The sequence below is a fragment of the Arthrobacter sp. Y3221160 genome, from assembly GCF_059092585.1.
This window is the reverse complement of sequence record NZ_JBNHHU010000001.1, coordinates 1975307-1988311: the sequence shown is the minus strand read 5'-3', so window position 1 is coordinate 1988311 and position 13005 is coordinate 1975307. Positions and strand designations below refer to the sequence as shown.

11 protein-coding genes and 2 pseudogenes are annotated in these 13005 nt (G+C 68.3%); 8 read left to right on the top strand and 5 right to left on the bottom strand.

Annotated elements, in window-relative coordinates; all coding sequences use genetic code 11:
- Positions 1–49: 49 nt before the first annotated feature.
- Positions 50–1241: pseudogene (locus tag AC5RWG_RS09245) on the top strand (NAD(P)/FAD-dependent oxidoreductase).
- Between the two features lie 88 nt (positions 1242–1329).
- Here the strand turns inward: AC5RWG_RS09245 and AC5RWG_RS09240 are convergent.
- Positions 1330–1629 (bottom strand): annotated as a pseudogene (locus tag AC5RWG_RS09240) (four-helix bundle copper-binding protein); the annotation flags it as partial.
- 185 nt (positions 1630–1814) lie between these two features.
- Between AC5RWG_RS09240 and AC5RWG_RS09235 the strand changes: the two are divergent.
- From AC5RWG_RS09235 to AC5RWG_RS09215, 5 genes are all read left to right on the top strand, one after another.
- The gene (locus AC5RWG_RS09235) at positions 1815–2165 is read left to right on the top strand and encodes a heavy-metal-associated domain-containing protein (protein WP_494024151.1); all 351 of its coding nucleotides are present in this window, start codon (positions 1815–1817) and stop codon (positions 2163–2165) included.
- A gap of 158 nt (positions 2166–2323) precedes the next feature.
- A complete protein-coding gene (locus AC5RWG_RS09230) occupies positions 2324–4408 on the top strand; it encodes a copper-translocating P-type ATPase (RefSeq protein ID WP_494166811.1) in 2085 nt (694 codons plus the stop codon).
- Positions 4409–4611: 203 nt separating this feature from the next.
- Positions 4612–4977, top strand: coding sequence for an ArsR/SmtB family transcription factor (locus tag AC5RWG_RS09225; protein WP_494024153.1), 366 nt, complete (start codon positions 4612–4614; stop codon positions 4975–4977).
- Positions 4974–6122 (top strand): cation diffusion facilitator family transporter, encoded by a 1149-nt coding sequence (locus AC5RWG_RS09220; protein ID WP_494138994.1) that lies wholly within the window; start codon positions 4974–4976, stop codon positions 6120–6122. Before AC5RWG_RS09225 ends, AC5RWG_RS09220 begins: the two co-directional genes overlap by 4 nt.
- 26 nt (positions 6123–6148) lie before the next feature.
- Entirely contained in the window at positions 6149–7063 is a 915-nt protein-coding gene (locus tag AC5RWG_RS09215; RefSeq protein WP_494166810.1) for an alpha/beta hydrolase, read from the top strand.
- Positions 7064–7088: 25 nt separating this feature from the next.
- Here the strand turns inward: AC5RWG_RS09215 and AC5RWG_RS09210 are convergent, their stop codons facing one another.
- The 4 genes from AC5RWG_RS09210 to AC5RWG_RS09195 form a co-directional block, all read right to left on the bottom strand.
- On the bottom strand, positions 7089–8138 hold the full coding sequence (locus tag AC5RWG_RS09210) for an LLM class flavin-dependent oxidoreductase (protein WP_494166809.1): 1050 nt from the start codon (positions 8136–8138) through the stop codon (positions 7089–7091).
- Positions 8139–8158: 20 nt separating this feature from the next.
- Positions 8159–9430, bottom strand: a complete 1272-nt coding sequence (locus AC5RWG_RS09205) for an N-acetylglucosamine-6-phosphate deacetylase (RefSeq protein WP_494166808.1) — start codon at positions 9428–9430, stop codon at positions 8159–8161.
- A gap of 13 nt (positions 9431–9443) precedes the next feature.
- Positions 9444–10193, bottom strand: a complete 750-nt coding sequence (locus tag AC5RWG_RS09200) for a glucosamine-6-phosphate deaminase (RefSeq protein ID WP_494049296.1) — start codon at positions 10191–10193, stop codon at positions 9444–9446.
- A 252-nt stretch (positions 10194–10445) separates the two neighbouring features.
- A complete protein-coding gene (locus AC5RWG_RS09195; RefSeq protein WP_494166807.1) occupies positions 10446–11543 on the bottom strand; it encodes a DNA alkylation repair protein in 1098 nt (365 codons plus the stop codon).
- A gap of 166 nt (positions 11544–11709) precedes the next feature.
- Here AC5RWG_RS09195 and AC5RWG_RS09190 point away from each other — a divergent pair, with 166 nt between their 5' ends.
- A complete protein-coding gene (locus AC5RWG_RS09190; protein ID WP_494074633.1) occupies positions 11710–12432 on the top strand; it encodes an alpha/beta fold hydrolase in 723 nt (240 codons plus the stop codon).
- Entirely contained in the window at positions 12429–12959 is a 531-nt protein-coding gene (locus tag AC5RWG_RS09185; RefSeq protein WP_494166806.1) for a YbaK/EbsC family protein, read from the top strand. The genes AC5RWG_RS09190 and AC5RWG_RS09185 overlap by 4 nt, the downstream gene beginning before the upstream one ends.
- Positions 12960–13005 lie beyond the last annotated feature (46 nt).

Genomic DNA, 13005 nt, shown 5'->3' with positions numbered 1-13005 from the left:
GGATGCGGCAGCGGCGGGGGCGCGGCCGCCAACGACGGAAGGCCGAAACATGGACAAGCACCATCAAATAGTGGTTGTCGGCGGCGGCAATGCGGGAATCTCGCTGGCCGCGCGGCTTCGCCGGTGGAAGGTCGAGGACATCGCAATCATTGAACCTCGGGATCAGCACTACTTCCAACCGCTGTTCTCCCATATAGGAGCCGGGGCTGCACGGATGGCCGAAGCGGTCCGACCCCAGGCAGATGTCATGCCGCAGGGGGTTGACTGGATCCGCGGGGAGGCGGCCGATGTGCGGCCGGAGGAGAACGTCGTCGTCCTGGCCGGAGGCGATCGTGTTGGCTACGAGCACTTGGTGGTCTGCCCGGGCCTGCAGTTGGACTGGGGCGATGTCCCGGGGCTGGCCGAGGCCATGGTTTCGCCGCACGGCTCGTCCAACTACGACGCCGCACTTGCCCCCAAGACATGGGACCTGGTGCGAGGGCTGCGCTCCGGCACGGCGGTATTCACCCAGCCGCCGGGGCCCGCAAAGTGCGCAGGCGCCGCCCAAAAAATTGCCTACATGGCCTGTGACTACTGGCGCCAACAGGGCGTGCTGAAGGACATCGACGTCCAAATGGTGGTCCCGACTCCTACCGTCTTCGGGATGCCGGAGGTGGACCGGGAGCTGCAGCGCAAGATCGACGAGTACGGAATCACGTTGAGGACCTCCACCACCGTCGCCTCGGTCAACCCCGCGGCGCAGACACTGGTGCTGGAGGGCGGGTCGGGGAACCGGGAGGTCCGGTACGACCTGCTGCACGCGGTTCCGCCGCAGTCGGCGCCGAACTGGTTGAAGGCCACGTCGCTGCCGCAGAAAGGGAGCAGTGGCGGCTTCGTCGAGGTGGATCCGGAGACCCTGCGCCATCCGCGATTTCCCAACGTCTGGTCCCTCGGCGACGCCGCCGGAACACGGAACTCCAAGTCCGGCGGGGCGCTCCGCAAACAGACCACGGTACTGGCGAAAAACCTCACCGCTGTTCTGGGCGGGCGCGCGCCTGACGCGCGTTACAACGGCTACTCAGTCTGCCCGTTCACGCTGAGCCGCCGCACCGCGTTCTTTGCTGAGTTCGACGACCAATACCGCCCCCAGCCGAGCTACCCGGTCCTCAGGATGGCCAAGGAACGGCGCTGGCAGTGGGGTGATGGACCGGCGGGTCTTGCCGCAGGTCTACTGGCACCTGATCCTGAAGGGACGGGCCTGAGTATCTCGCTGACCGCCTTGATGTTGTCCATCTACAAGCCCAGGCGTCACCGGATTCGGGCGCACGCGCACATCCTCAGAGATCCGATCTATTCGGAGGCGCCCCGTCCCAGCGAGGCCAAGAGTTCGTCACAGGCGCGTTCACACCGGCGGCAGGCCTCCGCGCAGACCTTGCAGTGTTCGTGCATCTCCGCGTGCTGCCCGCATTCGTCGGCGCAGGCCTTGCAGGCAGTCCGGCAGGCCTCCAGAAGTGCTTTGGTGATATTGGCGTCGTAGCCGGTGTGGCGCGAGAGGACGCGGCCGGTGGCTGCGCAGATGTCGGCGCAGTCCAGATTGGTGCGGATGCACTTGGTGAGGTCGGCAACCATGTCCTCCGAGAGGCACGTGTTACGCCGTTACCTTGACAGATACCCCCGGGGGGTATAACTTCAGTCTCACCGGAACAAGCGTCACGAGCCCGACAGGGCTTCAACGCAGTGAAGGTCCTCACCGGCTTCGGCGGCGGAGCGTCATTCCAACGGTCTGGCGTTCCCACTTCCCGCAGCCAGCACCGATGATGTGTGAGGAGAACACCATGGCCGAGTCCCTAAACCGGGAACTGTCCCTGACCGCCAAGTCCGCCCAAGGATGCTCCTGCTGCGCCCCGACCGGCGTCTCGAAAGAACGGACCGCCCGCCGCGAGCCGGAAGCTTTGTCGATGGTGCCGGCCGTTCAGGCAGAGTACCGGGTGGCCGGCATGACCTGCGGACACTGCGCCTCCAGCGTTACGGACGCGTTGGGCGCTCTCGACTACGTGAGGGACGTTCAGGTCGCCCTCGTTCCCGGCGGCATTTCCACCGTCACCCTTCTGGCGGTATCGCCCGCCAGCGACTCCGCCGTTCGGTCGGCCATCGCCGACGCCGGCTACGAGCTTATTGCCTCCTGAAGATCAGGTTTCCCGCGAAGGGTCGCCCCGACTTCAAAGGCAGGGGCGCCCGCGAAAGAAGAGCCATGAAAAGCGAGCATTCGCAGCACCTCGACAATTCCGGCCAGCACACCCAAAGACCTGGCCTTGAGCATCGGCATCAGGGCCAGGGTCCTATGATGACCGACCATGAAACGCACGGGCAGGCCATGCCGGACGGACCCGCACATTCGGCGGTGGACGATGAACATGCCGTCCATACGCATGGCCAGCACGCCGGGCACAGCACGGCCATGTTCAAGAACAAGTTCTGGCTGTCCCTGGTCCTTTCGGTCCCGGTGGTGTTCTTCAGCCCGATGTTTGCCATGCTCCTGGGATACACCGTCCCGGGGTTCCCAGGGGCGGCGTGGATCCCCCCGGTACTTGGCACCATTATTTTCTTCTATGGCGGCACCCCCTTCCTGAAGGGCGCGGTGAATGAACTGCGGTCCCGGCAGCCGGGCATGATGCTGCTGATTGGGATGGCCATCACGGTCGCCTTCGCCGCCTCTTGGATCACGACCCTCGGCATCGGCGGGTTCGACCTGGACTTTTGGTGGGAACTGGCGCTGCTGATCGTGATCATGCTGTTGGGCCACTGGATGGAAATGCGTGCCCTGGGCTCCGCGCAGGGAGCGCTCGACGCGCTGGCTGCCCTGCTGCCGGACGAGGCGGACGTGGTCAACAGCGATCGAAGTGTCCGCACCGTGCCGGTCGGGTCCCTCGCCACCGGCGATATCGTGTTGGTGCGCTCCGGTGCCCGCGTGCCCGCGGACGGCCGGATCATCGACGGCGGGGCCGAGTTCGACGAATCGATGATCACCGGGGAATCCAAAGCCGTCGGCCGGGCGACCGGCGACACGGTGGTCGCCGGTACGGTCGCCACCGACAACTCGGTGCGGGTCCAGATCACTGCGGTGGGCTCCGACACGGCGCTGGCGGGCATCCAGCGCCTCGTGGCCGAGGCCCAGGCATCGTCGTCCCGGGCCCAGGCCCTGGCCGATCGGGCTGCTGCCCTGCTGTTCTACTTCGCGCTGGTGGCCGGCAGCATCACCTTTGGCGCCTGGCTGCTGCTCGGAAGTCCTGACGAGGCCGTCGTTCGCACGGTGACCGTTCTGGTCATCGCCTGCCCGCATGCGCTGGGCCTCGCTATCCCGCTGGTCATCGCTATCTCCACCGAACGCGCCGCCCGCTCCGGCGTGCTGATCAAGAACCGCATCGCCCTGGAGCGGATGCGCACCATCGACGTCGTCCTGTTCGACAAGACCGGCACGCTGACCGAAGGCGAACACGCGGTCACCGCCGTCGCCGCAGTGGAGGGCGTGACTGAAGGCGAGCTGCTGGCCCTGGCTGCGGCCGCCGAATCCGATAGCGAACACCCCGTCGCCCGCGCGATCGTCCGGGCTGCCGGCGAACACGCCGAGGCGTCACGACTGGGTCTGACCGGCCGCAACTTCACCTCCAGCACTGGCCGGGGCGTGCGCGCCGTGGTGGGCGGGGCCGACATCTCCGTGGGTGGGCCGAACATGCTCCGGGAGCTGAATCTGGCCGAGGCGGCGGACGTAGCCCAAGAAACCTCGGCCTGGATGGCTCGGGGTGCAGGTGTGCTGCACGTGGTCCGCGACGGCAAGATTATCGGGGCGCTGGCCCTAGAAGACAAGGTGCGTCCCGAGTCTCGGGCGGCAGTCAGGGCCTTGCAGGAGCGTGGGCTCAAAGTCGCCATGATCACCGGGGACGCCCGTCAGGTCGCAAACTCCGTGGGCCGCGATCTGGGCATCGACGAGGTCTTCGCCGAGGTCCTGCCGCAGGACAAGGATAAGAAGGTCACCGAACTGCAGCAACGCGGCCTGAAAGTGGCGATGGTCGGCGACGGCGTCAACGACTCGCCAGCTTTGGCCCGCTCCGAAGTGGGCATCGCCATCGGAGCCGGTACCGACGTGGCGATGGAATCTGCCGGCGTCGTGTTGGCGGGCAACGACCCCCGGTCCGTGCTGTCGATGATCGACCTGTCCCGGGCCAGCTACCGCAAGATGATTCAGAACCTGATCTGGGCTACCGGCTACAACATCATCGCCGTGCCGCTGGCCGCCGGTGTGCTTGCCTTCGCCGGAGTCGCCATCTCCCCGGCCATCGCGGCGATCCTGATGTCCGTTTCCACCATCGTGGTCGCCCTCAACGCCCAGGTGCTGCGGCGGATTGACCTGGACCCGGAGCGAATCCAGTAGCCAAAGCCTCTGCCTGCGCGAAAACGTGAAATAGGCCGAGCAGGAAGTAAAACAGGGTACCCGCAGTCCAAGGAACTGGCACAGACCATCATTGAAGACCAGGAAGGCGAAATACAGGAAATGCAGGACCTCCTCGCCAGCCTCTGACCACTCTCCCGCTGTGAACCATTGCCGTCCGGGGCGGGTTGTGCGATTATCTGCGTATGAATGCAGATAAGAAGAGTTGCAGGCTCGACGTAGACAGCCAGTATGTTGAGCTGGCCGTCGAGGTCTTTGCGATGCTGGCCGACGCCACCCGCGTGCGCATCATCCTGGCCCTGCGGGATACCGAGCTGCCGGTGAACGAACTGGCCGAGACGGTGGGAAAGTCGCCGGCCGCGGTATCGCAGCATCTGGCGAAACTGCGCCTGGGACGCATCGTGGCGGCGCGGCAGGAGGGCACCAAGGTGTACTACCGGCTGGAGAACGAACATGCCCGGCAGTTGGTTGCCGATGCTGTTTTCCAGGCGGAGCACTCCCTCGGTGGTCTTCCGGCACATCACAGCGCTCCCCGGCCGCAGGCATCATGAGCGCGCATCCGCAGGCCGGACACTCTGCAGCCGGCGAGGCCGAAGAGGCCGCAGACGAGCACGGGCGCGACCACGGCGGTCACGGGCCCAGCGACGATGACCACGACCACGGCAACCACGGGCACGGCCAGAGCCACGGCGAGCACCCGCACAGCCATGACCACAGCCACCCGACGGGGCTGAAAGGATTTTTTCACGGGCTTTTTGTCCCGCATAGCCACGACACCGCCGACTCCATCGACGATGCGCTGGAATCCAGTGCAAAGGGCATCCGTGCGGTAAAGCTGAGCTTGGCAGGGCTCGGCGCCACCGCCGTGCTGCAGCTGGTTGTCGTGGTGATCAGCGGCTCGGTCGCCCTGTTGGCCGACACGATCCATAATTTCTCCGATGCGCTGACCGCCATCCCGCTGTGGATCGCCTTCATTCTGGGGACGCGGCAGCCCACCCGCCGCTATACGTTTGGCTTTGGCCGGGCCGAGGACCTTGCCGGGCTGTTCATCGTGGCCATGATCGCGCTTTCGGCCCTGGGCGCCGGCTGGCAGTCCATTGACCGGCTGCTGAACCCGCAGCCCCTGCACAACTTGGGCTGGGTCCTCGCGGCAGGGCTCGTCGGTTTTGCCGGCAACGAGTTGGTGGCCATCTACCGGATCAGGGTCGGGCGGAGCATCGGCTCGGCCGCCTTGGTGGCCGACGGCATCCACGCCCGCACCGACGGCTTCACGTCGCTGGCCGTGGTTCTGGGTGTCATTGGGGTCTGGCTGGGTTTCCCGCTGGCCGACCCCATCGTTGGCCTGGTCATCACCGCCGCGATCATTGTTCTGCTCTGGGGCACCGCCCGCGACATCGGCCGCCGCCTGCTCGACGGTGTGGAGCCTGAGCTCGTCGACCGTGCCGAACAGATCCTGCTGGCCGAGAGCGAAGTCAGGGGACTGTCGGAGGTGCGGCTTCGCTGGAATGGCCATCGGCTCAATGTTTCCGCCACGCTTGTGGTGGACCCGGCCATGACCGTCGACGGTTACCATCTTCTCCGGCGACGCCTGACCGCCAGACTCCGCGAGGCGCTTCCCGGAATCGGCTATCTGTCCCTGACGCCTACACCCGCCGAAGCCCTCCGCCCGGGCTCTGGGTTCAGCGGGCAGGCGTAAGTGACGTCGTCGGGAAGGATCAGGGCGTGAGTTTCACAGCGGCCGACCGCAGGTACGAGCCCTACGTCCGTCCAATCGATCCGTCGGTTGAACGACGCGCAGAGACCTGGGCCTGGCGCGGGTGGGACGTACACGTTGAACACGTCGGGGCCCCTGAAGCGCCGGTGCGGATGCTTCTGGTGCACGGCGGGGGAGGGAACGCTGCGGCCATGTGGCCCTTTGCGGCGCATCTGTCGCAACTGGGAGCCCTCGTCACGCTCGTTGACCTTCCGGGCTATGGACGTACGCGTCCCCGCGGAAGCGCGGACATTTCGTATCAGGACTGGCAGCGGCTTCTGGCGGACCTGGCGGCGCGCATCGCCGATCAGAGGCCGCTGCTGCTCCTGGGGGCCAGTATGGGCGGCATGCTGGCGCTGGATGCGGCTGCCTTGAGCGGCAGGGGTGACCGGGTGATCGTGACGTGCCTGCTCGACGGCACCGACCCCGGCGTTCGCTCGGCCGTCGTGCGTGCCCCGTGGATGGCCCGTCTCGCGGCGCCCTTCCTCAAGGCCATCAGCGGGCCGCTTGAGCGGATACCTTTTCCGCTGCGGTGGGTCGCCCCGATGCGGAAAATTTCCAACGACACCGGGCTATCCGCCCAGGTCCTGCGCGATTCGCGCGGCGGGGGAGGTTCCATGCCACTGAGCTGGTTCCGGTCGTTTCTGGAGGCCGGCCCGGCAGTGCCGCCGGAGTCATATGGCGGACCGCCCGTCCTGCTGGTCCATCCGGGCGAGGATCGGTGGACCCCCACAGGGATCAGCAGCCGGTTCCTGAACCGGCTTGCCGGTAACCATCGACTGGTTGAGCTCGAGGGATGCGGACATTTTCCAGTGGAAGAACCGGGGTTCCAAAAGTTCCTCGACGTCGTCCGCGTGGAAGTCGAAACCGTATTCGGAGCCTGACCCGCACCCGCCGCCGCCAGGTGGTTCAACTGAGTTGACGCCCGAGGCCCAACAGCGCGGCAAGCCGCCGGTCGGTGTCGGCCAGCGCGGTCGTGTCGAAGGTGTTGGTGGTGACCATGAGCTCGTCGGCACCGGTCACCTCCAGCAAGCGTCCGAGCCGCCGGCCCACCTGGTCGGCGGTTCCGTGCACCGAGGCAGCCAGGGACTCGGCCACCAGGCGCTCCTGCCGGGAGGTCATCGGAGCTGACCGGACGGAGTCGGCGGGCGCCAGCGGCGGGAACTCCCCGCGCGTGCGGGACTGCGCCATTGCCCACGCCTCCGGCAGCAGCAGGTCCCGCGCCTCGTCGGCGGTTTCGGCAACGGCCACGGTGGCGGAGGCGATCACGTACGGTTCGGGGCATGAGGCGGAGGGTCGAAAATTTTTCCGGTAGCGAGCCAAAACCCCGCGGGCCGGTTCCGGATTACTACCGGTAAAGGCAGGACCGCCCACCACGACGGCGAGGCCGGCCTGGGCGGCAATGTCCGCCCCCTTGCCGGTGGCCAACACGAAAAGCGGCGTCGCACCGCCGTCGTACGGGCGGGCAGTGACGGCGGCGCTGCCGTCGAGATAGGCCATCAGTTCTGCCAGGTCCTCGCCGAAGCGGTCCGCGGCGCCCTTCTCCTGCCGCAGCGCCGCGCGTACCGCCGGCGTGAATCCGACGGAGCGTCCTATCCCGAGATCGATTCGGCCGGGAAAAAGTGCCTGCAGGGTGGCGGCCTGTTCGGCCACCACCAGCGGTTGGTGGTTGGGCAGCATCACTCCGCCGGAGCCGACGCGGATGCGTTCGGTCTGCGATGCCACCGCGGCCATCAGCACCGTCGGAGCCGAACCGGCGATCCCCGGCACACCGTGGTGCTCGGCCACCCAGAAGCGGTGGTAGCCCAGCTGCTCGGCATGCCGGGCCCGGCGGACGGTGGCGCTCAGGGCCGCGGACGCCGAGGTGCCCTCACGGGCGTTGGCGCGGTCCAGGATGGAGACCGGAAGGGAGGCAGGCTGCATACCAGTCACAACGTGGCCGGCAGGCTGGTATTCCATCCCCGCCGGTCCTGTCGCGCTCAGTGACGGCCCAGCCACCGGCCCCGGCGCATGACGCCGGTGACCGCCAGGGCTTCATCGATGATCACGAGGTCGGCCAACCTGCCGTGAGCGAGGGTGCCGACGCTGCCGGCCAGGCCGATGGTCCGGGCCGGGACCACGGTGGCCGACCGGAGGGCCCGGTCGAAGGGCACTTCGGCCTCGACGGCGTTCCGCACCACGTCCATCATGCCGGCGGTGCCTCCGGCGATGGCTCCGGAGGCCAGGCGGGCCACTCCCGAGTGCACCCGCACCTCCGCCGGTCCCAGGGAGTACACGCCGTCGGATAATCCGGCGGCCGCCATCGAATCGGTGACCAAGGCGATGTTGTCCGCGCCCAGCAGTTCGAACATCGTCACGACGAGGTCGGGGTGCAGGTGGATATTGTCCGCGATGAGCTCCACGACGGCCTCGCCGGCGCGGGCGGCCCGGAGGCACGCGACCACGGCGCCGGGGGAGCGCTGGTGCAGCGGCTCCATTCCGTTGAACAGGTGCGTCACCGTGGGCACCGCCGGCCCCCCGCCAGACCGCCGGGCGAGGGCATCCCGTGCGTGGCGCAGGGAGCCGGCCGCGACCGCGGTCTCCGCCGCCGTGTGGCCCAGCGAGGGGATTACGCCGTGGCCGGCGAGCAGTTCCACGAGTTCGTCGGCGCCGGGCAGCTCCGGGGCGTACGTCATGGTGCGCAGGAAGCCGCGGCCGCCGGCGAGCAGCTCCCGTGCCAGGCCGAGGTTTGGTTCCAGCAGCCAGCGCGGGTCCTGGGCGCCGCACCGTTCAGGTGACAGGAACGGCCCCTCCACGTGGATGCCGGCTACCTCGCCATCGGCGGCGAGCCGCGCGAGGACGTCGAGTCCGCCGAGCAGATCCCGGGGCGGAGCGGTCACCAGGCTCGCCAGCAGGGTGGTGGTGCCAGCAGCATGGATGCCGGCCGCCGCGCGGCGCGCGTCGGCTTCGGGGGCGGTGGTGAAATCGACGCCGAAGGCACCGTGGCAGTGCAGGTCGACCAGCCCGGGGATCATTCGCTGGCCGGCGGGGACGTCGACGACGGTGTCCGCCTCGCCGGGCGGCAGCGCCTCCGCCGGGCCGACGTAGCTGATCTCCGCGCCGGACACCGCAACGGCTCCGTCCCGCAGTTCACCCTCGCCGGTGTGGATTCTGCCCCTGAGGATTATCCGGCCGCCCGGCCGCGGAGCACGTTCCGCTTCGCGGAACGGGACGGGGGAGCCGTTGGTGCTGCCGGCGCCGTGGCGTGTCATGGCGGATCGAGGCCTATCCGGCGGAAAACCGGAAGCCTGCCTCGACATCGGTGAGGACGGTGACGTCTGGATGCAGCTGGAGCACCGAGGCCGGGCAGTCCGGGTCGACGGGCCCGGTCAGCGCGCGGTGAAGGATGTCGGCCTTGTCCCTGCCCTGCACCAACAACAGCAGACGCCTGGCATCCAGGATGGTGCCCAAGCCCTGCGTGATGCAGCGGGTGGGGACGTCGTCGAGCGACGGGAAGAACCGGGCATTCGCCCGGCGCGTCGTCATCGTCAGCTCCTCGACCCGGGTCCGGGAATCCAGGGCCGAGCCGGGCTCGTTGAAGGCCAGATGGCCGTTGTGGCCGATGCCCAGGATCTGCAGGTCGATCCCGCCCGCCGACGCGATGGCCGCTTCATAGTCCGCCGCGGCCCGGTCCACGTCGGCCCGGTCGGCGTCCGGCAGCAGGACCGACGCCCGGTCGAGCCCCAGCGGCCGGATCACTTCCCGGTCGATCACCTGCGCGTAGCTCTCCGGGTGCCCGGCCGGAAGTCCCACGTATTCGTCCAGCGCGAACCAGCGGACCCCGGACAGATCCAGGCGGCGCCGCGCCAAGGACTGATACAGCGGCAGCGGCGAAGACCCGGTGGCCAGCCCGATGACGGGACGGGGCAGCTCGTCGAGGAGGCCGGCAACGATGTCGGCGGCCAGCGCGCCGATGTCTTCAGCGTCGTGGTGCGAAACCTGGAGCTTGCGTTCCTGCTCGGCCAACGGGGTCATAGGAGTCCTGTCTGTCGGATGAGTCCGCCTGGACGGATGCGCGCCGCGCTGCACGTGCTTTGCGGCAAGGGCAAGTCAAACTTCATGCGCTTTTCCTTGTGGGACGGGTCGGAGCCTCCGGGGTGTGCCGTCAGGGCCGGCACACCCCGGAGAAACGTTGGAGCAAGATTACCGGATGCCACCGGCCCAAACGGGTAGACGCGGGCGCACCATGCCAAGAGCGAATTCCAACGTGTGCGCACGGCGCCTGTGTCAGAGCACGACGTCGAAGCCCGCCTCGGGCGACAGCGTTCCGTTGGCCTGCACCTGGACGAGGTGCCGGCCGGGGTAATGCACGCGCGTGGTCATCTGGCGGAAGGCGTGCGCTTTGCGGAACTGCCGGGCCTCGCCCGGGGCGAGGTCGGCGACCGCCAGCTTGAAGACCTTCGGAGCCAGCGAACCGCTGGCCTTGACGTAGTGGACCACATAGTCCACCGCCACGCGGGCCGGGGCGTCCGCTTCATTGCGGATCTCGACGGCGAAGCCGAGCTCCCCGGGCAGGTGGACAGTGTCCCGGTCGAGTTGCGGGACGGCCACCGAGAGGGCGCTGGAGGTGAAACCCAGCGCTGCGAGCGCACCGGGATGGGCCTTCTTCACCAGGGTGCGCAGCCCGTGCCGCACCACCCGGGCGGTGTGGGCACCCGGCGCAGCGTTCCACCGGGCCGCGGTCGCCACCACGTCCTCCGGGGCGTGCCGCGAGACATCGTTCAGGTGGTTGGCCACCGAGCGGCGGACGGCGTCGCTCTCGTCCTGGAACAGCTCGTCGAGGATCGGCAAGGTGGCCGCCGGCCGGGCGACGATACCGGGAACCCGGACGGCCCACGGCAGGTACGGCCGCGTCCCTTCGCTGGCCAGCCGCCGCACCTGGTCATCCGGGTGGGCCGTCCAGTCCCGGATGATTCCCAGCGCCCGGTCCAGGTCTCGGATCAACAGCCGGCGGATGGCGAACTCGCTCGTCATCCGCGGAGTCAGTTCCGCGAGCAGCGCCATCGCGTCGTCGAAGGCCCGCTGACTCCCGTCTTCCAAGGCGCGGGTCACGGCCGCCTCACCCACCGGCCAGAGCATCCAGCCGGTGAAGGCGCCGTCGTCCAGCGCCGCGCGGATCACGGCGGCGGCCGGTTCGTAACCGGCAGCCAGGTCGACGAGGAGCGCTTCCGCCAGCACGTCGGCGCGGGCCCGCAGGGGCAGCGGCTCAAGCCGACCTCCCGCTTCCCGAAGCGCCGGCCACGCAGATTGGTCACCGGTTCCGGCCAGGCAAGTGCCCAGTTGCTCGACGGCGGCCGGCCCCAGCAGGTCGTTCATGATTCCCATGCGGTCCTCCGGGTCGGGCCAATAAGCTTTCCGAAGCCAGCCTATGGCTCTTCGGGCAGGCGGGCCGCCGCCGTGCTCCTCCGTGTGCCGTCTCAGGGACCGTGGCTGTCCTGAATTCCGCCTCAAGGGTGTTCGGGGTCACGGTCGGGCACTAGAGTCACCTGACATGGACATCATCCTGGTACCCGGATTCTGGTTGGACGCATCCTCGTGGGCGGAGGTGACCCCGCCGTTGGTCTCCGCCGGGCACCGGGTACACCCGCTGACCCTGCCCGGACTGGAAGCGCCGGATGCGCCGCGCGCGGGGATCGGACTGCGCGACCACATCGACGCGACCGTCAAGGCAGTGGACGGCTTGGACGGGCCGGTGGCCCTCGTGGGCCACTCCGGCGGCGGGGCCATCATCCACGGCGTGGTGGACCAGCGGCCGGACAGGATCGCCCGTGCCGTCTACGTGGACAGCGGGCCGCTGGGCGAAGGCGGCGTGATCAACGACGAACTGCCGGCCGAAGGGGACGAGGTGCCGCTGCCGGACTGGAGCCTCTTCGAGGAGGAAGACCTGGTGGACCTCGACGAGGAGCTCCGCGCCGCGTTCCGCGCCCGGGCCATCCCGCAGCCAAGGGGCGTCGCCTCCGACCCGCAGCACCTCTTTGACGAGCGGCGTTTCAACGTGCCGGTCACGGTGATCACCTGCGAGTTCACACCCGAACAGCTGCAAGGCTGGATCGACGCCGGCGCACCCCAAGTGGTCGAACTGGCCAGAATCCGGGACGTGGAGTACGTGCACCTGCCCACGGGGCACTGGCCTCAGTTCACCAAACCGGCCGAGCTCGGCGAAGCCATCCTGGCCGCCGTCACCAAGACCGTCGAGGCAACCGGGGCGCAGTGAGCACGACCAAACTGCTGCCCGCCGTCGAGGCAGCGCTCGCCGGGAACGGTCTCGTCTATGAGGTCCTCGACTGCGACCCGGATCTGGCGGACACGGCGGCGTTTTGTGCACACTACGGCTTCGCCCTGGAGCAGTCGGCCAACACCATCCTGGTGGCGTCGAAGAAGGTGGAACCGGCCAGGTACGCGGTGTGCGTGGTGCTGGGGACCGCCCGGCTGGACGTGAACAAGACGGTCCGCGAACTCCTGGGCGTGAAGCGCGCGTCCTTCGCCGACGCGGAGACCACCCAAGCCGTGACCGGCATGGAGATCGGGGGAGTGACCGCCATCGGGACCTCCGGCCACCCCGTCTACATCGATGCCGCCGTGCTGGACCGGGAACGCGTGGTGATGGGCGGCGGTAACCGCTCCAGCAACCTGCTGCTCAAGCCGGAGGAGCTGGCCAAGCTTCCCCTCGCCGTCGTGGTTGAAGGGCTGGCGAAGCCCGGCGTGCCGCTCAGCGCCACCGACAGTTCAGGGAACGGGTAGCCGAGGCTTCCCTAATCTTGGCTTGCCTTACCTTGCTGGCGGGGAT